At 60.5% G+C, this 23,182-nt stretch carries 21 protein-coding genes; 12 read left to right on the top strand and 9 right to left on the bottom strand.

From position 1 onward, the window contains the following. Positions 1-53 precede the first annotated feature (53 nt). Complete coding sequence (locus ACYZTY_RS27815; RefSeq protein ID WP_461956300.1) at positions 54-299, top strand: DUF1127 domain-containing protein; 246 nt, start codon at positions 54-56, stop codon at positions 297-299. Between the two features lie 135 nt (positions 300-434). On the opposite strand, the gene ACYZTY_RS27810 is transcribed toward ACYZTY_RS27815, so the two are convergent. Continuing rightward, the gene (locus ACYZTY_RS27810) at positions 435-1,748 is read right to left on the bottom strand and encodes an NAD(P)/FAD-dependent oxidoreductase (RefSeq protein WP_461956299.1); all 1,314 of its coding nucleotides are present in this window, start codon (positions 1,746-1,748) and stop codon (positions 435-437) included. Between the two features lie 147 nt (positions 1,749-1,895). On the opposite strand from ACYZTY_RS27810, the gene ACYZTY_RS27805 reads away from it, so the two are divergent. Next, positions 1,896-2,249: a YkgJ family cysteine cluster protein gene (locus ACYZTY_RS27805; protein ID WP_007947437.1), complete on the top strand. Its 354-nt coding sequence runs from the start codon at positions 1,896-1,898 to the stop codon at positions 2,247-2,249. A gap of 148 nt (positions 2,250-2,397) precedes the next feature. Here ACYZTY_RS27805 and ACYZTY_RS27800 read toward each other — a convergent pair whose 3' ends face one another. Next, positions 2,398-2,886, bottom strand: a complete 489-nt coding sequence (locus ACYZTY_RS27800; protein WP_010465173.1) for an Lrp/AsnC ligand binding domain-containing protein — start codon at positions 2,884-2,886, stop codon at positions 2,398-2,400. A gap of 157 nt (positions 2,887-3,043) precedes the next feature. Between ACYZTY_RS27800 and dadA the strand changes: the two genes are divergently transcribed. From dadA to ACYZTY_RS27770, 6 genes are all read left to right on the top strand, one after another. After that, positions 3,044-4,348: a D-amino acid dehydrogenase gene (dadA, locus tag ACYZTY_RS27795; RefSeq protein WP_461956298.1), complete on the top strand. Its 1,305-nt coding sequence runs from the start codon at positions 3,044-3,046 to the stop codon at positions 4,346-4,348. Further along, a complete protein-coding gene (locus ACYZTY_RS27790; protein WP_150712922.1) occupies positions 4,320-4,673 on the top strand; it encodes a RidA family protein in 354 nt (117 codons plus the stop codon). Before dadA ends, ACYZTY_RS27790 begins: the two co-directional genes overlap by 29 nt. Before the next feature lie 96 nt (positions 4,674-4,769). After that, positions 4,770-5,843: an alanine racemase gene (alr, locus tag ACYZTY_RS27785; RefSeq protein WP_461956297.1), complete on the top strand. Its 1,074-nt coding sequence runs from the start codon at positions 4,770-4,772 to the stop codon at positions 5,841-5,843. 128 nt (positions 5,844-5,971) lie between these two features. Beyond that, positions 5,972-6,520, top strand: a complete 549-nt coding sequence (locus ACYZTY_RS27780; protein WP_007947433.1) for a cupin domain-containing protein — start codon at positions 5,972-5,974, stop codon at positions 6,518-6,520. A 181-nt stretch (positions 6,521-6,701) separates the two neighbouring features. Further along, a complete protein-coding gene (locus ACYZTY_RS27775) occupies positions 6,702-7,115 on the top strand; it encodes a c-type cytochrome (RefSeq protein ID WP_461959406.1) in 414 nt (137 codons plus the stop codon). A gap of 136 nt (positions 7,116-7,251) precedes the next feature. Continuing rightward, positions 7,252-9,177: an acetyl-CoA hydrolase/transferase C-terminal domain-containing protein gene (locus tag ACYZTY_RS27770; protein WP_461956296.1), complete on the top strand. Its 1,926-nt coding sequence runs from the start codon at positions 7,252-7,254 to the stop codon at positions 9,175-9,177. Positions 9,178-9,311: 134 nt separating this feature from the next. On the opposite strand, the gene ACYZTY_RS27765 is transcribed toward ACYZTY_RS27770, so the two are convergent. Next, positions 9,312-9,884, bottom strand: a complete 573-nt coding sequence (locus tag ACYZTY_RS27765) for a xanthine phosphoribosyltransferase (protein WP_010465159.1) — start codon at positions 9,882-9,884, stop codon at positions 9,312-9,314. Between the two features lie 69 nt (positions 9,885-9,953). Further along, on the bottom strand, positions 9,954-11,963 hold the full coding sequence (gene rep / locus ACYZTY_RS27760) for a DNA helicase Rep (RefSeq protein WP_461956295.1): 2,010 nt from the start codon (positions 11,961-11,963) through the stop codon (positions 9,954-9,956). A 263-nt stretch (positions 11,964-12,226) separates the two neighbouring features. On the opposite strand from rep, the gene ACYZTY_RS27755 reads away from it, so the two are divergent. Then, positions 12,227-13,900, top strand: coding sequence for a putative bifunctional diguanylate cyclase/phosphodiesterase (locus ACYZTY_RS27755; protein ID WP_461956294.1), 1,674 nt, complete (start codon positions 12,227-12,229; stop codon positions 13,898-13,900). A 124-nt stretch (positions 13,901-14,024) separates the two neighbouring features. Here the strand turns inward: ACYZTY_RS27755 and ACYZTY_RS27750 are convergent, their stop codons facing one another. Continuing rightward, entirely contained in the window at positions 14,025-15,419 is a 1,395-nt protein-coding gene (locus tag ACYZTY_RS27750; protein WP_461956293.1) for a NorM family multidrug efflux MATE transporter, read from the bottom strand. A gap of 159 nt (positions 15,420-15,578) precedes the next feature. Between ACYZTY_RS27750 and ACYZTY_RS27745 the strand changes: the two genes are divergently transcribed. Both ACYZTY_RS27745 and ACYZTY_RS27740 read left to right on the top strand, forming a co-directional pair. Continuing rightward, the gene (locus ACYZTY_RS27745) at positions 15,579-16,499 is read left to right on the top strand and encodes a LysR substrate-binding domain-containing protein (RefSeq protein WP_438658613.1); all 921 of its coding nucleotides are present in this window, start codon (positions 15,579-15,581) and stop codon (positions 16,497-16,499) included. 182 nt (positions 16,500-16,681) lie between these two features. Beyond that, entirely contained in the window at positions 16,682-18,658 is a 1,977-nt protein-coding gene (locus ACYZTY_RS27740; RefSeq protein ID WP_461956292.1) for a methyl-accepting chemotaxis protein, read from the top strand. A gap of 134 nt (positions 18,659-18,792) precedes the next feature. On the opposite strand, the gene ACYZTY_RS27735 is transcribed toward ACYZTY_RS27740, so the two are convergent. Further along, positions 18,793-19,716 (bottom strand): ABC transporter six-transmembrane domain-containing protein, encoded by a 924-nt coding sequence (locus ACYZTY_RS27735; RefSeq protein ID WP_461956291.1) that lies wholly within the window; start codon positions 19,714-19,716, stop codon positions 18,793-18,795. 115 nt (positions 19,717-19,831) lie between these two features. On the opposite strand from ACYZTY_RS27735, the gene ACYZTY_RS27730 reads away from it, so the two are divergent. Beyond that, positions 19,832-20,419: a TetR/AcrR family transcriptional regulator gene (locus tag ACYZTY_RS27730; protein ID WP_461956290.1), complete on the top strand. Its 588-nt coding sequence runs from the start codon at positions 19,832-19,834 to the stop codon at positions 20,417-20,419. Here the strand turns inward: ACYZTY_RS27730 and ACYZTY_RS27725 are convergent. Genes ACYZTY_RS27725 through ACYZTY_RS27715 form a run of 3 tightly spaced genes read right to left on the bottom strand, consistent with a single transcriptional unit; the run spans position 20,416 to position 23,155 of the window. Next, complete coding sequence (locus tag ACYZTY_RS27725; protein WP_461956289.1) at positions 20,416-21,852, bottom strand: vWA domain-containing protein; 1,437 nt, start codon at positions 21,850-21,852, stop codon at positions 20,416-20,418. The genes ACYZTY_RS27730 and ACYZTY_RS27725 overlap by 4 nt on opposite strands. A gap of 57 nt (positions 21,853-21,909) precedes the next feature. After that, positions 21,910-22,416: a hypothetical protein gene (locus ACYZTY_RS27720; protein ID WP_461956288.1), complete on the bottom strand. Its 507-nt coding sequence runs from the start codon at positions 22,414-22,416 to the stop codon at positions 21,910-21,912. 4 nt (positions 22,417-22,420) lie between these two features. Beyond that, the gene (locus ACYZTY_RS27715) at positions 22,421-23,155 is read right to left on the bottom strand and encodes a hypothetical protein (RefSeq protein ID WP_461956287.1); all 735 of its coding nucleotides are present in this window, start codon (positions 23,153-23,155) and stop codon (positions 22,421-22,423) included. Positions 23,156-23,182: the final 27 nt, after the last annotated feature.

Here is a 23,182-nt window from a genome sequence, read left to right as displayed (position 1 = left end):
CCGTCCGCGCATCATGAAAGCTCTGGCTACCCAAGTAAACAGGAGCAATCAAAATGAACGGCTTGAGCGATGTGCGGCTGACGATACACAGTCAGGAACTGGCGGCAGGGCAAAAAAACGGTGCACGCGAGGCAGTGATGCGCAACGCACCGTCCGGCCTGAGTCGCTGGGGCCTGTTCTGGCATCGTCTGCACACGCGCAAGGCGTTGCTGGAGCTCACGCCGGAGCAGCTCAGGGATATCGGATTGAGTCGGGAGCAGGCGCGGGAGGAGGGGCTTAAGCCTTTCTGGCGGATCTGAGTCTTGCGGTGTTCTTGCGGGCCTCTTCGCGGGCAAGCCTCGCTCCTACAGGGTTAGCGTTGATCTTCCGACCGACACTCACCTGTAGGAGCGAGGCTTGCCCGCGAAGGCGTCCGCAAGAACGCTACAACTTCCTCAGACCAACTCTTTAAGCCGATGCCACAACATCCCCAACGCCAACAACGGCGAGCGCAAATGCTTCCCGCCCGGGAAGGTGATATGCGGCACCTTGGCAAACAGATCGAACCCTCCACTCTGCTGACCACTGATAGCCTCAGCCAACAACTTGCCCGCCAAATGCGTGGCATTCACCCCATGCCCGGAATACGCCTGGGCGTAATACACATTCGGCTGATCCTTGAGCCGGCCGATCTGCGGCAGGCGGTTGGCGCCGATGCCGATCATCCCGCCCCATTGATAGTCGATCTTCACCCCACCCAGTTGCGGGAAGACTTCCAGCATCTTCGGCCGCATGTACGCGCCGATGTCCTTCGGATCGTGGCCTGAATAGTGGCAGGCACCGCCAAACAGCAAGCGTCGATCTGCCGAGAGTCGGTAGTAATCCAGGGCCACCCGTTGATCGCAGACCGCCATGTTCTGCGGCAGGAGTGAGTGCGCCAATTCTTCGCTCAATGGCTCGGTGGCAATGATGTAGCTGCCGGCGGGCAGCACTTTGCCGCTGAGCTCGGGATTAAGTTCGTTGAGGTAGGCGTTGCAGCCCAGTACCAGTGTCTTGGCGCGAACCGAACCTTGGGCGGTATGGACCTTGACCTCGGGGCCGTAATCGATGCGGGTCACCGCCGATTGTTCGAACAGCTTCGCGCCCAGCTGCTGCGCAGCGGCGGCTTCGCCCAGCGCCAGGTTAAGCGGGTGGAGATGGCCCGAGCCCATGTCGATCAGGCCTCCGACGTAGCGGTCCGACCCCACCACCGAGTGCATTTCACTGGCTTGCAGCAGCCGGGTTTCGTAGCGGTAGCCGAGGCTGCGAAGCTCTTCGGCGTCTTCAGCGAACCCTTCAAGGTCGCGGGGCTTGTTCGCCAGATCGCAGTAACCCCAGGTCAGGTCACAAGGGATTTGAAAGCGCTCGACGCGCTGGCGCACGATTTCCACCGCTTCCAGGCCCATGAGTTTCATCTGGCGCACGCCGTCCGCACCGACCACGTTGGTGAACTGATCGAGGCCATGGCCGACGCCACGAATCAACTGCCCGCCATTACGTCCGCTGGCGCCCCAGCCGATCTTGTGCGCTTCCAGCAACACCACACTGAACCCACGTTCGGCCAGTTCGAGCGCCGTGCTCAGCCCGGAAAACCCGCCGCCGACCACGCACACGTCCGCTACCAGGTCGCCCTGCAGCACCGGATGATCAGGTTGCGGCAGGCTACTGGCGGCGTAGTAAGAAGCGGCGTGCTGGTGGTTCGGGACAGGTTGCTGAGCACGGGGATTCATGTGCGTGTTCCTGATTCGTGTGTTTAGAAAATTTGACGGAGCATAAGCCGGACCTTTCGGCACGGGCAACACTGGTCGGTTGTAGCTGTCTGGATCGCGGCTTTTGCGTCAGAATCGCGCTCTATTCCGCTTTGGGTCACCGCTTCGATGAGTTGCAACAGCCAGAAAATTCGCACGCTGCGCCAGCAGATCCCCTCGTTCGAGTGCGTGCCCGGCTGCCATGACTGCTGTGGACCGGTGACCACCTCGCCGGAAGAAATGTCCCGCCTGCCGCGCAAGACCCGCGCCGAGCAGGATGCGGCGATGGATGAACTCAACTGCGTGCACCTGGGGCCGAACGGTTGCACGGTGTATGACGAGCGGCCGCTGATCTGCCGGTTGTTTGGTACCACCAAGACCTTGCCGTGTCCGAATGGGCGGGGGCCGGTGGAGCTGATTCATCCGCGGGTGGAGAAGCAGATTCATGAGTACATGGCGTCGACCCGGCAGGTACTTGTTTGAGTTCCCTTAAGTAAACCGAGTCGCCTCAATCGCGAGCACGCTCACTCCTACACTGGATCTGTGTCATGCACAGAATGTGTGTCCGCTGAAGATCAACTGTGGGAGCTAGCCTGCTGGCGATGGGGTCTGAACAGGCACCGCAAAAGCCTCAGTCCGGAATCGGCAGGCACAAGCTCTCTTTCACCTCTTCCATCACGATATAGCTCTTGGATTCGCGCACATGCGGCAGCTTGAGCAGGATGTCGCCCAGCAATTTGCGATACGAAGCCATCTCGGAGATCCGCGCCTTCACCAGGTAGTCGAAATCCCCTGACACCAAATGGCACTCCAGCACGTGCGGAAGTTTCAGCACTGCACGTCGGAACTCTTCGAAAGTATCGCCGGATTTGTAGTCGAGGCTGATCTCGACGAACACCAGGAGACTACCCTTGAGGTGCTGCGGATTGAGCCGGGCGTTGTAGCCCATGATGATCCCTTCGCGCTCCAGCCGCCGGACCCGCTCGGTACACGGCGTGGTCGAGAGCCCGACTTTTTCCCCCAGTTCGGTGAAGGAGATGCGCCCGTCCGCTTGCAGGATCCGCAAGATGTTGCGGTCGATCTTGTCCAGCTCACGTTTGGTTTGAGTGTTGGTACGCATAGGGGATGCGCCTCCGTGAAAAGGGTTTTTGCCGAGAATTCTCGCCAAATATAGGCAGTTATATAGTGAAATGCACTGCCTGATCTTTTTTACACTGCGCACATCAATGCTCTACAACTACGAACGTCAGCGGCGAGCCGCGATGAGGGATATGAAAATGCGCGTTATGGTCTTGGGTAGCGGCGTCATCGGTACCACCAGTGCTTACTATCTGGCGCGTGCCGGGTTCGAAGTGGTGGTGGTAGACCGTCAGCCGGCTGCTGCCATGGAGACCAGTTTCGCCAACGCCGGGCAGGTATCGCCGGGTTATGCCTCGCCGTGGGCCGCACCGGGCGTGCCGCTCAAGGCCATTAAGTGGCTGCTGCAGCGCCACGCGCCGCTGGCGATCAAAGCCACCGCCGACATCGACCAATACCTGTGGATGGCGCAGATGCTGCGCAACTGCACCGCCAGCCGTTACGCGGTGAACAAAGAGCGCATGGTCCGTCTGTCCGAGTACAGCCGCGACTGCCTCGACGAATTGCGCGCTGAAACCGGCATTGCCTACGAAGGCCGCAGCCTCGGTACGACTCAACTGTTCCGCACCCAGGCTCAGCTCGACAACGCCGCGAAAGATATCGCCGTTTTGAAAGAGTCCGGCGTGCCGTTCGAACTGCTCGACCGCGCTGGCATTGCACGGGTTGAACCGGCGCTGGCCGGCGTCACCGACATCCTCGCCGGTGCCCTACGCCTGCCGAACGACCAGACCGGCGACTGCCAGATGTTCACCGTTCGACTGGCCGAAATGGCCGTGAAACTGGGCGTGGAATTCCGCTTCGGTCAGGACATTCAGAAGCTCGACTACGCCGGTGATCGTATCAACGGTGTGTGGATCGACGGCAAGCTGGAAACGGCTGACCGCTACGTCCTGGCCCTCGGCAGCTATTCTCCGCAATTGCTCAAGCCGCTGGGCATCAAGGCCCCGGTGTATCCGCTCAAGGGTTACTCGTTGACCGTGCCGATCACCAACCCGGCAATGGCCCCGACGTCGACCATTCTCGACGAGACCTACAAGGTCGCGATCACCCGTTTCGACAACCGTATTCGCGTTGGCGGCATGGCTGAGATAGCCGGTTTTGACCTGTCGCTGAACCCGCGTCGGCGCGAAACCCTGGAGATGATCGTCAACGACCTTTATCCTCAGGGCGGTGATCTGGCCCAGGCGAGTTTCTGGACCGGTCTGCGTCCGACCACCCCGGACGGCACGCCAATCGTTGGCGCCACGCCGTTCAGCAACCTGTTCCTGAACACCGGCCACGGCACACTCGGCTGGACCATGGCGTGCGGCTCCGGCCGTTTGCTGGCCGACCTGATGGCGAAGAAATCGCCGCAGATCAGCGCCGAAGGCCTCGATATTTCCCGTTACGGCACCAAACTTCAGGAGTCCGCAAAACATGTCAATCCAGCGCCAGCTCACCAATGAGCGCATGAGCCAGATCGTTGTCCACAGCGGCACCGTTTATCTGGCAGGGCAAGTCGGCGACGACATGAGTGCCGGGATTGAACAGCAGACCCGTGAAACCCTGGCCAACATCGAGCGTTTGCTCGATCTGGCAGGCACCGACAAGAGCCGTTTGCTGTCGGTGACGATTTACCTGAAAGACATCGATGCGCATTTTGAAGGCATGAACGCGGTATGGGACAAGTGGCTGCCAAAAGGTGTGGCCCCGGCCCGCGCGACGGTTGAGTCGAAGCTGTGCGAACCGCAAATCCTGGTTGAGCTGTCGGTTGTGGCCGCTCTGCCGTAAGCCTGTCAGAAAGATCCCTCTCCCGGTGCTGTTGGCGGTTTACGCCGTCAGCCAGCGCCGGTTTTTATTCCCATGACCGCCTAGAAGCCTGCCGCCATGCGTCCAGCCCGTGCCCTGATCGACCTTCAAGCCCTGCGCCATAACTTCCAGATTGCCCGTGAACTCACTGGGGCCAAGGCCCTCGCTGTGATCAAGGCCGATGCCTACGGCCATGGCGCGGTGCGTTGCGCCCAGGCGCTGGAAGCCGATGCGGACGGGTTTGCCGTGGCCTGTATCGAAGAAGCGTTGGAGCTGCGCTCCGCGGGCATTCGGGCACCGGTGTTGTTGCTGGAAGGTTTTTTCGAAGCCGATGAACTGTCGCTGATCGTCGAGCATGATTTCTGGTGCGTGGTGCATTCGTTGTGGCAGCTTGAAGCTATCGAGAACGCCGCGTTGAGCAAGCCGATCACGGTCTGGCTCAAACTCGATTCGGGCATGCACCGGGTTGGCTTGCATCCAAAGGATTATCAGGCGGGTTATCAGCGGCTGCTGGCCAGCGGCAAGGTGGCGAAGATTGTCTTGATGAGCCACTTTGCCCGCGCCGATGAGCTGCACGAGCAGGCCAGTGCCGAACAGGTCGCCGTGTTTGAAGCGGCACGTCAGGGGTTGTCCGCCGAGGTCAGCCTGCGCAACTCGCCGGCGGTGCTGGGTTGGCCGCAGATCCCGAGTGACTGGGTGCGCCCGGGCATCATGCTCTACGGCGCGACGCCGTTTGAAGAAGCCAACGCCGTGGCCTCTCGTCTGCAACCGGTGATGACCCTGGAATCGAAAGTGATTTGCGTGCGTGAACTGCCGGCCGGCGAGCCGATTGGTTACGGCGCCAAATTCATCACCCCCAAGCCAATGCGCGTAGGCGTGGTGGCCATGGGGTATGCCGATGGTTACCCGCGTCACGCACCGACGGGCACGCCGGTGATGGTCGCCGGACAGCGCAGCCAGTTGATCGGCCGGGTGTCGATGGACATGCTCTGCATCGATCTGACCGATGTGCCGCAAGCCGGCCTGGGTTCGACCGTGGAGTTGTGGGGCAAAAACATCCTCGCCAGCGAGGTGGCTGCCGCCGCTGACACGATTCCCTATCAGATCTTCTGCAACCTGCGCCGCGTGCCAAAGCTCTATTCCGAGGGTTAGCGGTCAGCAGTCCGTGCCGGAAGTCGCCTCGCTGAACAGGATTCAGGCCAAAGTGTTGTAAATACTGAACGCTGTCGCCATGATAACGCTCAATATTTCTACTACTTGAATCCCTGGAGGCTCCAGCATTGGACGTCGGTGAACGACTGCAATCCATCCGAAAGCTCAAAGGTCTTTCGCAGCGTGAGCTCGCCAAACGCGCGGGCGTCACCAACAGCACTATTTCCATGATCGAGAAGAACAGCGTCAGTCCCTCGATCAGCTCGCTGCGCAAGGTTTTGGGCGGGATTCCCATGTCCATGGTCGAGTTCTTTTCCGAGGAGATCCTGCAGGAAAAACCGACTCAGATCGTCTACAAGGCTAACGAACTGATCGATATTTCCGATGGCGCAGTGACTATGAAGCTGGTTGGTCGGGCGCATCCGAGCCGGGCTATCGCGTTCCTCAATGAAATCTACCCGCCTGGCGCCGATACCGGTGACGAGATGCTCACCCATGAGGGCGAGGAAACCGGCATTTTGGTAGAAGGCCGACTGGAACTGGTAGTCGGACTCGAAACTTTTGTGCTCGAAGCCGGCGACAGCTACTACTTTGAAAGTACTAAGCCACACCGTTTCCGTAATCCGTTCGATGCGCCGGCGCGACTAATCAGCGCAGCTACTCCAGCGAATTTCTAAGAAAAGAGGCGTCCCGCCAGCATTGCGGAGGTGCCCAAGTTGTTTTTCCGCCACGCATAAGACCCCTTCGACTTTGGGGTTGTTTCAGTGCGGCGGGCTTACCGTTATACTTGCGCCCGCCTGCGAACCGTGGCCGTGGGCGTGACTAGCCACCATTGAGGGTGAACGCGTGAACCTAATTATGAAAATGCTGGCTGCACCAGCAACCGTACTGGCCCTATGGGCTGTCAGCGCTCAAGCTGCGACGAACGACGATATTGCCAAACGCCTTGAGCCAGTCGGCCAAGTCTGTGTTCAGGGTAAAGAGTGCAAGGGGATGGAAGTCGCTGCTTCGGCGGGCGGCGGTGATGCCAAAACCCCTGACTCAGTGATTGCAAAACATTGTAACGCTTGCCACGGTACAGGCCTGCTGAACTCGCCAAAAATCGGTGATGCCGCAGCTTGGGGCGACCGCGCCAAGAAAGAAGGCGGCCTTGACGGCTTGCTGGCGAAGGCGATCTCCGGCGTCAACGCGATGCCCCCTAAAGGCACCTGCGCCGATTGCACAGACGCTGATCTCAAAGGCGCCATCCAGAAGATGTCTGGCTTGAAATAAGCGTTCATCTCCAGCGAAAAAGCCGCTCACGAGCGGCTTTTTTGTGCCTGCGATTTGTGTTCGGGGACTATTCTTTGCAGCAAAGGCCCGGCAAGCTCGGTCCAACCCCAATTCACGGAATGTAAGGGAGGATCAGATGGTGCAGCTGTGTTCTATCGAGCAGGCGGTCGATGATGTGTTGGCACGATTGCCGGCGCATATTCACATGGGCTTGCCCCTCGGTCTGGGCAAACCCAACCACTTCGTCAACGCGCTGTTTCAACGTGTCGCGCAACTGCCCGAACGGCAGCTGACGATCTACACCGCCCTGTGCCTGGGCCGTCCTTCATTGGGCGACGGTTTGCAAAAGCGCTTTCTCGAACCCTTCATCGAGCGAGTGTTCGGCGATTATCCGGAACTGGACTTCCTCGCCGGCCTTCACAAAGACAGCCTGCCGGCCAATATCCATGTCCAGCAATTCTTCATGCAGCCCGGCAGCCTGCTCCATAGCGCATCGGCCCAGCAGGATTACGTCAGCAGCAACTACAGCCACGCTGCGCGAGACATCAACGCGGCCGGTTTGAACCTGGTCGCGCAGCTGGTGGCCAGCCATTCCGAGCATCCCGATCGCCTCAGCCTGAGCTGCAACCCGGACATCACCCTCGACCTGTTTCCGATGATCGCCAAGCGCCGGGAAGCGGGGGAGACGATCCTGTTGGTGGGCCAGGTTCACAACGACCTGCCCTACATGCCCGGTGACGCCGAAATCGGCATCGACGCCTTCGACCTGCTGATCGACGAGAAGGACAACACCACGTTGTTCTCCACGCCGAACATGCCCGTGGGTTTCCAGGATCACTTCATCGGCCTGCACGCCAGTACGCTGGTGCGTGACGGTGGCACCTTGCAGATCGGCATCGGTGCAATGGGCGATGCCCTGACCGCTGCGTTGTTGGCGCGCCAGGCCGACAATGACGGTTACAAAGCGTTGCTGGCGGATATCAATCTCAGCCAATGGGCGCAGTTGATCGAGCGCGAAGGCGGCATCGATCCATTCGCCAAGGGCCTTTACGGTTGCAGCGAAATGTTCGTCAACGGCTTGCTGGTGCTGGCCGACGCCGGGATCATTCGGCGCAAGGTCTACCCGGACGTGCCGACCCAGCAACAGGCGAATGCCGGCACATTGGACGAGGCCGCGCAAACCGACGGCATCAGCGTCCATGGCGGTTTCTTCCTTGGGCCGCGCAGTTTCTACGAGCGCCTGCGCGAGTTGCCGCAAAGCAAGCGGCTCGAATTCAACATGACCCGCATCAGCTACATCAACGAGCTCTACGGTCAGGAAGAACTCAAACGCTTGCAGCGCCTGGATGCGCGCTTCATCAACACCGTGTTCACCATGACCCTGCTCGGTGCAGGCGTGGCCGATCAGCTCGAAAGCGGGCGAGTACTCAGCGGTGTCGGCGGACAATACAACTTCGTCGCCCAAGGCCATGCGCTGGAAGGCGCGCGTTCGGTGCTGCTCCTGCGCAGCTGGCGCGAGGCGGGCGGTGAGGTCAGTTCGAACATCGTCTGGGAATACGGCCACTGCACAATTCCGCGGCATCTGCGGGATATCGTGGTCACCGAATACGGCATCGCTGATCTGCGCGGCAAGACCGACGCAGCGGTGATCGAGGCGTTGCTGAATATCAGCGACTCACGTTTCCAGTCGGGGTTGATCGAGCAGGCGCAAAACGTTGGCAAGTTGCCGAAGAGTTTCCGCATCGATCCGCGTTTTGCCGACAACAGCCCGGAACGCTTGCAGGCGATTCAGTCGCGGCATGCGAATTTGTTTCCGGAATATCCGCTGGGGTGTGATTTCACGGCTGAGGAGAAGGATCTGTTGCGGGCGCTGAACTGGCTGAAGAGCAAGTTCAAGTTGAGCGAGATTCTGGAGCTGGGCAAGGCTGCGCTGGATGCGCCTGAGGCGTCGGCGTTTCCCGAGCATCTGGAGCGGATGCAGCTGACCGACCCTGAGGGTTTGAAGGAGGACTTGTTTCAGCGGTTGTTGCTCACCGGCCTCAAGGCCACCGCGCTGCAGTGAGGATGCCTTCGCGGGCAAGCCTCGCTCCTACAGGTTAAATGTCGTGCCAAATTATGTGGTCGACATAAACCCTGTAGGAGCGAGGCTTGCCCGCGAAGAACGATGACGCGATCCATCAGAAAACCGCATCACCCTTATTCGATGAAGGTCACGACGCCGCCGGCCAGGGACTGAACACGAGCCAACGACTCAACCCGATAACCCTGCGCATCAAGCTCCGCACGACCACCCTGGAACGACTTCTCGATCACGATACCCAAGCCCGCCACGGTCGCGCCGGCCTGCTTGATGATCGAGATCAGCGCCTGGGACGCCTTACCGTTGGCCAGAAAGTCATCGATGATCAGCACGCGGTCGCTGCTGGTCAGGTGGCGCGGGGAGATCGCCACGGTGCTTTCGGTCTGCTTGGTGAACGAGTAAACGGTCGCCGACAGCAGGTTTTCGGTCAGGGTCAGGGACTGATGCTTGCGGGCAAAAATCACCGGTACGCCGAGGTTCAGGCCGGTCATGATCGCCGGGGCGATGCCCGAGGCTTCGATGGTGACGATCTTGGTGATGCCCGAGTCCTTGAACAGCGCAGCGAACTCGTCGCCGATCAGCTTCATCAGGGCCGGGTCGATCTGGTGGTTCAAAAAGGCGTCGACCTTCAGGACCTGATCGGAAAGCACGATGCCTTGTTCGCGAATTTTCTGGTGCAGTGCTTCCATGAAGCGTTCCTCTACTGGCGCCGGGTGCGCCTAGCTTGTAAAAAATGTCTGGTTAAAAAGTAGGCAATTCTAGCGCTTTAACATCGCCCGTATATCGGCCAATGCGGTATTGCCGCGAACGGCTTTGACTTCGACCGGCGTGTCGTCGTTGCCTTCCCACGCCAAATCGTCCGGCGGCAGTTCATCGAGGAAGCGGCTCGGCGCGCAATCGATGATCTCGCCGTATTGCTTGCGCTTGGCGGCGAAGGTGAAAGCCAGCGTCTGACGGGCGCGGGTGATGCCCACGTAGGCCAGGCGGCGTTCTTCTTCGATGGTGTCGGCTTCGATGCTGGAGCGGTGCGGGAGAATTTCCTCTTCCATGCCCATGATGAACACGTAAGGGAATTCCAGACCCTTGGAGGCGTGCAAGGTCATCATCTGCACACCTTCGGCGCCGTCTTCCTCTTCCTGCTGACGTTCCAGCATGTCACGCAGGACGAGTTTGCCGATGGCGTCTTCGACGGTCATCTCGCCTTCTTCGTCTTTCTCCAGCGTGTTCTTCAACGCCTCGATCAGGAACCACACGTTACCCATGCGGTAATCGGCAGCCTTGTCGCTGGAGCTGTTAGTGCGCAGCCAGTTCTCGTAGTCGATGTCCATGACCATGCTGCGCAGCGCGGAGATCGGGTCTTCGCCGGCGCACTGCTCGCGCACCTTGTCCATAAAGCGCTTGAAGCGCGACAGGCGATCAGTGAAGCGCGCATCAAGGTGTTCACCCAGGCCGATTTCGTCGGTGGCGGCGTACATCGAGATTTTTCGCTCGGTGGCGTAGTTGCCCAGCTTCTCCAGCGTGGTCGAACCGATTTCCCGGCGTGGGACGTTGATCACCCGCAGGAAGGCGTTGTCGTCGTCCGGGTTCACGATCAGGCGGAAGTAGGCCATCAGGTCTTTCACTTCCTGACGTCCGAAAAAGCTGTTGCCGCCGGACAGGCGATACGGAATCTGGTGGTGTTGCAGCTTCAGCTCGATCAGCTTGGCCTGGTAGTTGCCGCGATACAGGATTGCAAAATCGCTGTAGGGCCGGTCGGTGCGCAAGTGCAGGGTCAGCAGCTCCACGGCCACGCGCTCGGCTTCGGCGTCTTCGTTGCGGCAGCGGATCACGCGGATCTCATCGCCGTGGCCCATCTCACTCCACAGCTGCTTTTCGAATTCGTGCGGGTTGTTCGAGATCAGCACGTTGGCGCAGCGCAGGATTCGGCTGGTGGAGCGGTAGTTTTGCTCCAGCATCACCACTTTCAGGGACGGATAGTCGTCCTTGAGCAACATCAGGTTTTCCGGACGGGCGCCGCGCCAGGCGTAGATCGACTGGTCATCGTCGCCCACCACGGTGAACTGGTTGCGCGTGCCAATCAGCAACTTCACCAGCAAATACTGGCTGGCGTTGGTGTCCTGGTATTCGTCCACCAGCAAGTAGCGGACCTTGTTCTGCCACTTTTCGAGAATGTCGGGGTGTTCCTGGAACAGCTTCACCGGTTGCAGGATCAGGTCGTCGAAGTCCACCGCGTTGAACGCCTTGAGCGTGCGCTGATAGTGGGTGTAGACGATGGCGGCGGTCTGTTCCTTGGGGTTGCGCGCGTTTTCCAGGGCTTCGGCGGGCAGAATCAGGTCGTTCTTCCACGAGCCGATCATGTTCTTGATCTCGTCGACGCCGTCGTCGCCCGAGTATTCCTTCTGCATGATGTCGGTCATCAAGGCTTTGACGTCGGTTTCGTCAAAGATCGAAAAGCCCGGCTTGTAGCCCAGGCGAACATGTTCCTTGCGGATGATGTTCAAGCCCAGGTTGTGAAAGGTGCACACCGTCAGGCCGCGGCCTTCGCCGCCCTTGAGCAGGGTGCCGACCCGCTCCTTCATCTCGCGCGCGGCCTTGTTGGTGAAGGTCATGGCGACGATGTACTGGGCGCGGATGCCGCAGTTCTGGATCAGGTGCGCAATTTTGCGGGTGATCACGCTGGTCTTGCCGGAGCCTGCACCGGCGAGCACCAAAAGAGGGCCGCCGACGTAGCTCACGGCTTCTTGCTGCCGGGGATTGAGTCGGGACATACGAAATCAGGGAGTCATTTGCGAAATGGGCCGGCATTTTAACAGGCTCAGCGAATTGTGCTGCTCTCTCCGACTTGTGACGCAATACGCTATCTCTAATTGCCGGTTTTGATACTTTCAAGCAGGATGCTCGGTGTATTTGCGGCTAATGTTCGTATTCCAGACACAAAGCCACGTTTGATAACTGATGTCATTTGGTCATTGGTTACCGGCGCGGCATAATGCCCGCCGCCTACATCCTTTGCAGAGTCTAGGGAGCTAGCTTGTCTACGCCTGTCGAACCCTTGCGTTTGCTGTTACTGGCCGAAGAGCCGGCGTGGGCAGCGTTGTTGCGCGAGTGTCTGGCTCCGATGGGGAGCTCGGCCGTGCTCATCAGCGCGCCAAGCTGGGAGTCGGTCAGCAGTTTGTTCGATGACAACCGCAGCGCGGTGTTGTTGACGATTCCTGCACTTCAGCCTCTACCTGGCCGTTGCAGCTTGCCGACGGTGTTGCTGCTCGAGCACGAGCCACTGACGCCACCCGATGGTGTGAGCGACTGGCTGGTGCGCGATCATCTCGATCCCGGCATGCTGCGCCGTTGCCTGCGCCATGTGCGCGAACGCGGCTTGCTGGAAAACACCCTGCAACGCCTGGCCGAGCAAGATCCACTGACCGGCATTGCCAACCGCCAGGGTTTCCAGACCTTGCTGGCCGCGCGTCTGGCGGAAAACGACGGCCGCGGCCTGGCCCTCGGTCACCTCGATCTCGACAACTTCCGTCACGCCAACGATGCCCTCGGCCACCAGGCTGGCGACCGGTTGATTCTGCAAGTGGTTGCGCGGCTCAAAAGCCAGCTTGAGGCCGGCGATCAACTCGCGCGGCTCGGCAGCGATGAATTCGCCCTGCTGATAGACACCCGCCGCGCGCCTCAGCGTGCCGAGTGGATGGCCGAACGCATCACCGAGGCACTGGCCGAGCCCTACTGGGTCGACGGCGAAAGCTTGTTGATCGGTTCCAGCCTGGGCATCGCCCACGCCAGGGCCCAGGCCGGTGCCGACCCGCTGATGTGGCACGCGCACATCGCCATGCAGCAAGCTAAGAGCACTCAGGGCTGCACTTTTCATATCTTCAACGAACGCATCAACCGCAATGCCCGCAGCATGGCCGACCTCGAAAGCGAGCTGCGCCGGGCCTTGCGCCGCGACGAGCTGGAGTTGCATTACCAGCCACGCATGAACCTTGAGGACGGCCAGATCGTCGGCCTCGAAGCCCTGGTGCGCTGGCGGCATGCCGAGCGCGGCTTGCTGGCGCCCAGCGAGTTCGTGCCGCTGGCCGAGCAAAGCGGTTTGATCGTGCCGCTGGGTTACTGGGTGATTTCCCGGGCCCTGCGGGACATGCAGGCGCTGCGAGAACGCGGTTTGCCGGCGCTGCACATGGCCATCAACCTGTCGTTCCGGCAGTTTCAGGACAGCCAATTGCTGTCGACCCTGAGCCGGCTGATTGCGGAGCGCGGCGTCGAGGCGCAATGGCTGGAATTCGAGCTGACCGAAACCGCGGTCATGCGCCGCAGCGACCTGGTGAAACAGACCATGGACGCCCTAGGGCGCCTGGGCGTGCGCTTCTCGCTGGATGACTTCGGTACCGGGTTCTCATCCTTCGTACACCTCAACAGCCTGCCGATTGCCTTGTTGAAGGTCGACAAGAGTTTTGTCGGCGGCATGGAGGAGCGTGAAGAGAATCGCAAACTGGTCCACGCCATGATTAACCTGGCGCACAACCTCAATCTTGAAGTGGTTGCCGAAGGCGTGGAAACGGCGGAGCAACTGGATTTGTTGCGCGGGTTTGGGTGCGATCAGGTGCAGGGGTATCTGATCAGCAAGCCGTTGCCGTTGGCGGAGCTCGTTGAATATCTGACCTTCGGCAGCAGCCAGCAGCCCGCCCTGGAAGTCGTGGTCTGACACGACTTCCTTGTAGGAGCGAGGCTTGCCCGCGAAGGCGGCGTGTCAGTCGACATTTTTGTTAACTGACACGCCGCCTTCGCGGGCAAGTCGGATCGCCGCACCGCTCGCTCCTACAGGGATCTCAATCTGGCTGAGGGACTTCGAAACGCTGTACTGAAGGCTCCCGCCGAATCATCCGCTTCATCTTCCACTCAAACGCCAGCGTCAAACTCACCGCCGCGCACGCCAACCCCAGCGCCAATCCCCACCAGACGCCGGTCGGCCCCCAGTTCAAGTTGAACGCCATCCACCACGCGGCCGGTGCGCCGATCAGCCAATAGCAACCCAGCCCGACCAGAAACGTGGTCTTGGCGTCCTTGAGTCCGCGAATGCAGCCCATGGCGATGGTTTGCGTACCGTCGAACAGCTCGAACCACGCCGCCACCGCCAGCAGGCTCACAGCCAGATTGATGACGTCCCGGAATGCCGGGTCATTGTGGTCCAGGAACAAGCCGATCAACTGATTCGGCAAGAACCAGAAGACCATGGCAAAACCGAGCATCGACGCCGCGCCAAAGGCAATCCCGACCCGTCCGGCCAGGCGCGCATCCAGCAACTGCCCGGCGCCGTAATGCTGGCCGATGCGCATGGTGATCGCGTAAGACAGCCCCGCCGGGATCATGAACGCCACCGAGACGATCTGCAGGGCGATCTGGTGCGCCGCCAGTTGCGTACTGCCCATGGTGCCCATGCACAGCGCGGCGAACGCAAACAACCCGACTTCCACTGCGTAGGTGCCACCAATGGGCAGGCCGAGGCGCCACAGCTCTTTCAGATACTGACGGTTCGGCCGTGACAAACCCTGACGCAGCGGATACGCGTCGTAGGCCGGATGCCGACGGATGTGCAGCGCCAATGCCACGGCCATCAGGTTGGCGACAATCGCGGTGACCAGTCCAATGCCCACCAGGCCCATTTTTGGCAGGCCGAACATCCCGGTGATCAACGCATAATTGAGCAGGAAGTTGGCCACGGTGCCGCCGAGGCTGATGACCATCACCGGCGTCGCCCGGCCGATGGCGCTGGTGAAACCGCGCAAGGCCATGAAACTCAGGTAGCCGGGCAGGGCGAACGGCAGGATCAGCAGAAACTGCCCGGCCGCCTGGACGTTGGTTTCGGTCTGGCCAAACAGCAGCAGCACCGGTTTGAGGTTCCATAGCAGCAGACCGGCCACCAACGCCATCAACCACGCCAGCCACAATCCGGCCTGAGTCAACCGAGCGGCGCCGACGATGTCGCCCGCGCCCTGACGGATCGCCACCAGGGTGCCGACCGCCGCGATCACGCCGATGCAGAAAATTGACACGAACGAGTAAGTCGCCGCGCCCAAGCCGCCACCGGCCAGCGCTTCCGGACTCAGGCGCGCCATCATCAAAGTGTCGGTGAGGACCATCAGCATGTGCGCCAACTGCGAGGCAATCAACGGCCCCGCCAGCCGCAGGATGGCCCAGAGTTCGGTACGTGCTGGATGCTGCATGGTCATCACGCCTCGATTATCAGAGAGAACAGGAGAGAGCCGATTCTCGGCGCTCTGCGGGCTTTTCACAAAGGGATAAAAAGGATGGGTGGCATGAGTCAGACTCATGCTGACAAGTTTCTGCTAACGTGGCGTAACCGCGCTATAGGAGCTTTCCGAATGTCCCGTCGTCTTCCTCCCTTGTATGCCCTGCGCGCATTCGAAGCGGCGGCGCGGCATAGCTCGTTTACCCGGGCCGCGGAAGAATTGTCGATCACCCAAAGTGCGGTCAGCCGACACATTCGTACGCTCGAAGAGCATTTTGCCTGCCGACTGTTTCATCGCAGCGGGCGCAACCTGCAACTGACCGAGTCGGCGCGGCTGATCCTGCCCGGCATTCGTGAAGGTTTTACCGCGCTTGAACGTGCCTGCAATACCTTGCGCGCCGAGGATGACATCCTGCGCATGAAGGCCCCGTCGACGTTGACCATGCGCTGGCTGTTGGCGCGCCTGAGTCGCTTCCGGCACTTGCAACCGGGCAACGAAGTGCAATTGACCAGTGCCTGGATGGACATCGACACCGTGGACTTCAACCACGAACCCTTCGACTGCGCCGTCATCCTCAGCACCGGGAATTTTCCACCGGACTGGGAGGCCACGCTGCTGTTCCCGGAAGAGTTGATTCCGGTCGGCGCGCCGAACCTGATGGACGATCAACCGTGGGATGTCGCGCGTCTGGCCAGCACTGAACTGCTGCATCCCGCACCGGACCGGCGTGACTGGCGCACTTGGCTGCAACGCATGGGCCTGGCCGATCAGGTGTCGCTCAAGGGCGGGCAGGTGTTCGACACGCTGGAGTTGGGCATGATTGCTGCGGCGCGGGGCTACGGCGTGTCCATGGGTGATTTGCTGATGGTGGCGGAGGATGTTGCTCAGGGTCGTCTGAGTTTGCCCTGGCCGACGGCCGTCGCCAGTGGCGAAAATTATTACCTCGTCTGGCCGAAAACTCGTCCAGGAGGTGAACGTTTGCGCAGGCTCAGCGATTTCCTGCAAGGCGAGGTCCGGGCCATGGATTTACCGGATGTCGAGCGCCTGAGCTGAATCGTTAGAGCCTCTGCAATAGAGGCCTTGCGCCATATCCCCGCTAATTACTCAAGTATTCAGGTTTGCCGCCGAAAATCTGCAGGTGGAACCTCCGTGCAGGTTCGCCGTAATTCCCATTTGAATTTTTGCCGAGTGCGCATCGTGATCAGGATGATCCGGTCACTCGGCCAGGAGCTGTCATGTCTCAACCTCGTGCCCGGATCGCCTCACAGCTTGGTCTTGCGCTTGCCGTGATACTGGCGATTGTCATCACTGGCAGCACCGTGTTCGCCCTGCGTTCGCTGGACACCGCCAACCTCGCCACCCGCGAAGAGCACCTGGCCAGTGAAGCCCGGTTGCTGGCCGATCAGTTGAGTACCTTTCACGGCACGTTGCGTGAAAGCACCCAGCGCTTGGCCGGTTTGTTCGAGAAGCGCTTCAGCGCGGGTCTGAGCGTGCACCCGGGCGAGCCGGTTGCCGTGGCGGGCACCCAGACCCCTGGCCTGCACCTGGGCAGCGAAGTGTTGAACAACAACTTCAAGGAAGTCGACGAATTCAAGCAAATGACGGCGGGCGTCGCGACAGTGTTCGTGCGCAGCGGCGAAGACTTCGTTCGGGTCAGTACCTCCCTGACCAAACAGGATGGCAACCGGGCCATCGGCACCTTGCTGGATCACGCTAATCCGGCCTATGCACGCTTGATGGCAGGGCAGAGCTACGTCGGCCGCGCCTTGCTCTTCGATCGCTCCTACATGACTCAGTACACGCCTGTACGTGACAGCGGCGGTAAAGTCATTGCCGTGCTGTTCGTAGGATTCGATTACACCGACGCGCAGAACGCGCAGTTCGAAAACCTCAAGCGCTTCCGTATCGGCCAGACCGGCTCGCTGGCGTTGCTCGATGAGCAGAAAAAGTGGCTGGTGCCGATCGCTGGCGTGCAAGCGCTGGATCAGGCAGTCCCGGCCATCGTCGATCTGGCGAAAACCCCGGGCAAGGGCGATTTCTGGAGCGACAAGTCCGAGGACTTCTACAGCGTGGCTGTTCCGTTTGAAGGCGGCCCGTGGTCGGTGGTGGCGAGCATGCCGCAGGACGAAATCAGCGCCGTGACCTGGAGTGTCGGCATTCAATTGGCAATCGGCAGTCTGCTGGCGATGTTGATCGCAGTCGGCTCGGCGGTCTGGTTGCTGCGCAGCAAACTCGCGCCGCTGGGTGATCTGGTGCGTCAGGCAGAAGCCTTGGGCGCCGGTGATTTGAGCGTGCGCCTGAACGTGTCGAGCAATGACGAGATCGGTCAGCTGGCCCGTGCCTTCAATCAGATGAGCCAGGCGTTGTCGACCATGGTCGAGCACATCCGCAAGGCCTCGGGCGAGGTCAACAGCCGTGCCCAGGCCTTGTCCGGCCTGTCCGGTGGTGCCTACGAAGGGATGGAGCAGCAGTCGGGCGAAATCACCAGCATGGCCGGCGCCGTGGAAGAGTTCAGTGCGACGTCGCTGAACATTGCCGACAATATGGGCAACACCCAGCGTCTGGCCCAGGAAAACGCACAACAAACGCAGATCGGTCGTACGTCGATGGACGAGGCTTCCTCGTCGCTGGAGCAAATTGCCGGCGCCTTGAACAGCACCGCGACGGTGATCAACACCCTCGGCCAGCGCTCCCAGGAAATCGGCGGCATCGTCGGGGTGATTACCTCGATTGCCGATCAAACCAACCTGCTGGCGCTGAACGCGGCCATCGAAGCGGCCCGTGCCGGTGAGCAGGGTCGTGGTTTTGCGGTGGTGGCCGACGAGGTGCGCAACCTGGCTTCGCGTACGCGTCAGGCCACTGATGAGATTTCCGGGATGATTCAAAGCATCCAGCAGGAAACCGGCAACGCCATCAGCACCATGGAACAAGGCAATGTGCTGATGCAGGAAGGCCTGTCACGGAACGCCAATGTGGCCTCGGCCCTGGCGCGGATCGATGAGCAGAGCCGTTCGGCGGGGCAGCAATTTGCGGCGATCACCACCGCAACTCAGGAGCAGAGCAGCACCGCGACGTTGCTCAGCAGCAACCTGCAAAGCATTGCACTGGCGAACAGTGAGCAGCGCGAAGTGGTGTCGAACCTGGCCGTGACCGCCAAAGAGCTGGAGAAGCTGGCGGCGGACTTGCGTCATGAGGTTGACCGGTTTCGTTGAGTCTTCGCTGAAATAGCTTTCGCGGGCAAGTCGGACCGCCGCACCGCTCGCTCCTACAGGGTCATGTGTCGTTCCACCTATTTGTGAACGACATATCACCTGTAGGAGCGAGGCTTGCCCGCGAAGGGGTCGGCTCAATCCTCGGACTTATCCCCAAGCCCCGGATCAACCCGCTTGCCGATATCTTTCAACCGCGCCAACTGATCCACCATCGACGGCGCTTCATCCAGGCTGCTGACAAACGTCCACAGATACGTCATTACCGCATACACATGCCCCGCCTTCACCGCCGGCGACAGTGCCAGCTGACTGATGGCGATCACAAACAACACCGCTGCCACCGAGCCTACGAACAGATAGGCGATTGCCTCACGGTCCGAGAGCCAGATTCGCAGCCGCGACAGCACTCGATAGTGGCGCTGCAACGTATCAGCGCCGACCTTCTCGACCAGCCCGATCTCTTTCTCCAGCCGATCATTCAACCGCTCATGCAGCTCCTGATTGCGCCGGGCGAACCGTGGGAGCAAGGTCATGCACAACAGCAACGCCCCCAGGCATGCCAGACCAATCCATGGTTCGATCACCAGCAGCATCACCGCCGCGCCGACAATCGACACCAGCGCCGTGGCAATGGTCGGCACATGCTTCTCGAAGAAATCCACGAATTCGCGCGCCAGCACCACCCGCGCCGCCGATGTGGAAGTGCTCTGGTTTTGCTGGCGCTGATTGAGGATGACCGGCACGGCGAGGTCGGCATAGATTCGCGCAAATGTTCGCGTGTCCACCGCCCTGCGTGCGGCCCCAACCACCCAGAACGCCAGCACCACCAGCGCATAAAACAGCGCACTGGTGGCATCGCCACGGATGATCGAGTCCACGGCAAACCCGGCGAACAGCGGATACGCCAATAGCAGCGCGTTCTCCAGTGCTACCAGCGATAGCGTAATAAACAGCTTTGCGGGATAGGCTCTGGCAATGGCCTTGAGCGTCTGGCTGGCGGATTGCTGACCGAGTTTTTTGCTTTCATCGATCAGGATGTGTGGGGTGACGACTGTCATGGGTGCACCAAAAGGAAGATAAACGCTACTATTGAGCGACTGCTCAAGTATCCTTGAGCGACCGCTCAAGGAGCAAGCGCCGTCCATCTGCCCGGCGCCACGAGGTTATTTCCAAATGTCGCGCATTGACCGTAAAGACCAGATCATCGCCGCCGCACTGGAGCTGTTTCGCAGCAAAGGTTTCGCTGATGTGTCCACCCGTGACCTGGCTGAACACGCGGGATTGTCACGCAGTCACGTTTATCACTACTTCACGGACTGGAAGGAGTTGCGACGCGAAGCCTTCATACGCTTTGCCAACGAACAGCTGGAAGAAGTCCGCGCACCGCTGACAGGCGTTGCACCTCTGATGGCTTTGCAGGGTTTTCTGAAGGATTGCCTGCCGGCCTCCGCTGAAGACGGCTGGGCGCTGTGGCTGGACGCGTGGGATGAGGCGATGCACGACGCCGAACTGGCCGCTGCCTACCTGGCCGTCAACACCCAATGGCAGGCGATGCTGGCGCAGATCATCGAGCAAGGGGTTGTCACTGAAGTGTTTCGCTGTGCTTCACCCGAACGGGCAGCACGGCAGATCTTTGCGCAAGCGATGGGCTACGCCGATGATCTGTTGCTGCAACCTTCAGCCGAGGCCGCCGAAGCGGCCCTGGATGAAGTCATGGAAGTTGCCGCGTTGTTACTGGGGTTTGCCCAGGCAGACGACTAATCGCACTTGGCGTTGCTCGACACTTCCTTGCTCGCCAGTTTCAACTGCTTGCCCAGCTCCGCCGCGTTGGTGCTGCTGTAAACCCGGCCTCCGGTGTTTTCAGCAATGCAACGGGATGGGCCACCGGCTCCGATTTTCACCACGTTGACCCGCAGGCGCGGTTGTTCCCTGGCGATTTGGCGGGAGACCGCGCAAACGTCTTTCTGGCAACCGTCCTCTCCGTCGACGAACATCACGATCACGGCATCGTTATTGCGCCCGTCGACCTTGCTGGCGGCGTAGGCCAGGCTGTCGGCCAGCGGTGTGCCGTCGTTGGGCACCAGGCCTCGAATCCCGTTGATCAGCCGCTGGCGGTCGCCAAACTTGAACACGCCCTGGTCCGGTGTGCTTTCGCAGCCGGCGAAGGTGATGAGGCGCGTGTCGATCTTCGGGTCCAGCCCGTTGATCATGCCGGCCAGCGAATCCTTGGCGACGTCCATGCGGCTCGGCTTGGCAAAAATCTGCGTGGTGCGGTTCACATCCAGGTACTTGTTCAGCTCATTGCCGAAGAACCAGTCCTCGTCGGCTTTCACGGACTTGATGTTCAAATCCATCGAGCCCGAGGTGTCGAGCACCACCACAAATTGTGGGATCTCTGCGTTTGGCGCTTTTTTGCGGCACGCGAAGTTGTCCAGCGTCGGGGCCGGAGGTGGAGGTGGAGGTGGTGGCGGTGGTGGCGGCGGCGCGGCCACGACCGGTTTTGGTGGTGGGACCGGCTTGGGTGGCGGCACCGGTTCTGGCGCGGGTTCTGGTTCCGGAGCAGGTTCCGGTTCCACGACAGGCTCGGGAACCGGCTCAACCGGTTTCTCCACGGGCGTCACCACCGGCGCAACCGGCGCTACCGGTGGAACCACGACAACCGGTTCACGGTGCAGGAACCACCAGAGCCACAGCGCCAGAAGCAGCAACAGCAGCGCCAGCAAGGCCGCCGCGATCCACCAGCCACGGCGCGACGGCGGTACGACCGGCACCACAGGAACCACCGGCGGCACGATCGGTTTGGGCGGACGCTGGTTCCAGCGCACCACCAAAGGCTCACCGTTGAGGCTGTAGAGTTTGTCCAGCTCGGGCGTGCCGAGCAGGCTGCGCAGGTCATCCGCTACCGTGGGTTGACCACGTTTTTGCAGTTCGTCCGCCAGCTGTCCAAGGGACGTCTGACGCACTTCATAGGTTTCCAGCAATCGTCGTTGCGCGTCCTCGTTGAGGTCGGCATAGGGTGTGGGTTGGCCACCCAGTTCGGTCCACCATTCCAGCACCTCGCCGCTGCCCATTCGCGGGATGGCGAAAAGGCTGGCGACGGTCGGCGGAAAGTGTTTCTGGATGAGGGCGACTTTGGCTTGCAGTGCACTCATCCCCTCCGGTGTGGCTTGCGCATCCCTGATGACCCGCTGCATGACGACGATTCCTGAAAAGAGTGCAGGCCTCCATCGGGAAGCCTGCGGGGTGAAAAGTTACTCTTCGTAACCGAGGCTGAATTGCAGCTGATTGACTTTCTTCTGCAACGCCTTCAGCTCTTCCTTCTTGGCCGCCAGCGTCGCTGGCGTTGATTTGGCCATTGGCGCCGCTTGCGAAGCCTTGAGCTGCTGCTCGAGGCCGGCAATCTGCTTCTGCACCTGGCTTTCATTGCCGCGCCGGGCCTTGAGTGAGGTCAGCAGTTGCCCCAGCGACTGATTCAGCGCCGCCTGGGCTTTCTGCTGGCTGGCCAGGTCGGTTTTGGTACTGAGCTGCTGGGCCTGAATGTTCTCGTACACCTGACGGAACATTGCGTTTTGCTGACGGGACTCGCTCAGGGCCAGTTCCTTCTGCTTGACCTGATCGCTGTAACCACCGGAGTAGTCGCAGTTCATCTTGGTCAGCATGCTGCTGTCGCGATTGGTCGCATCGCATTCGCCCGGCTTGGTCGCGCAACCGCTCAAGGCCAGGACGGCAGTGAGGATCGCCAGTTGTCGTAGCGTCATGTGCTTAGCCCAGGGTGATTGCGGAGCGTTGGCTGTACAGACCGTCGACTTCCTTCTGCAGGGCAGCGACTTTCTGGTTCATTTTCATAATGTTCATGTCCACCTGCTTGATCTCGGCGCCGGCGGCGCCTTGTGCACGCTCGGCGTTTGCCACTTTGGTGTACTCGGTGACTTTGATGCGCATGTTGCCGAGGTCTTTACGCAGGCGCGCGATGTTCGAATCGATCTCGGCGATTTGCACCTGGGCCTGGGTCTTGTCGACTTTCTTGTTGGCGATGTCCTTTTTGATCTGGGCGATTTTCGCCTGATCATCATTGATCACTTGCTGAGCGGTCGCGGTACGGGCGATCACGTTCTGGGTGTCTTGTTCGACGTCGCTGTTCATTTTAGCCAAGCGGGTGGTGGTGTCCGAGTATTCGCTGCGACGCTGATCCAGGTAGTAGTTCGCGCCCATGGCCACGCCACACGCGGTAATACCGGCGGCGACGGCGCACACGGCTTTGTTGCTGCTGTTGGACAGCGCGCAAGCGAGGATGCCGACACCGGCGCCGACCGCGCAGGCCTGGTAGCCGGACTTGCTGAAGAACTCTGCGTCTTGACCCTGGGTCAGGCGCGGGTCGGTCCCGTCGCTTTCGCCGAGCATGGAGCTACCGGTGTTGGCGCAACCGGTCAGCAGCAGGCTGCCGGCGACAACGAAAGCGATCTGTAGCTTGAAGCGAGTCCAAAGGCTGCGCGACATGGTGAAACTCCTCGGTGACGGTGTTGA

The organism is Pseudomonas sp. LB1P83 (genome assembly GCF_054897885.1).
The sequence above is the reverse complement of the archived record's forward strand: the minus strand, read 5'-3'. Positions and strand labels throughout refer to the sequence as shown.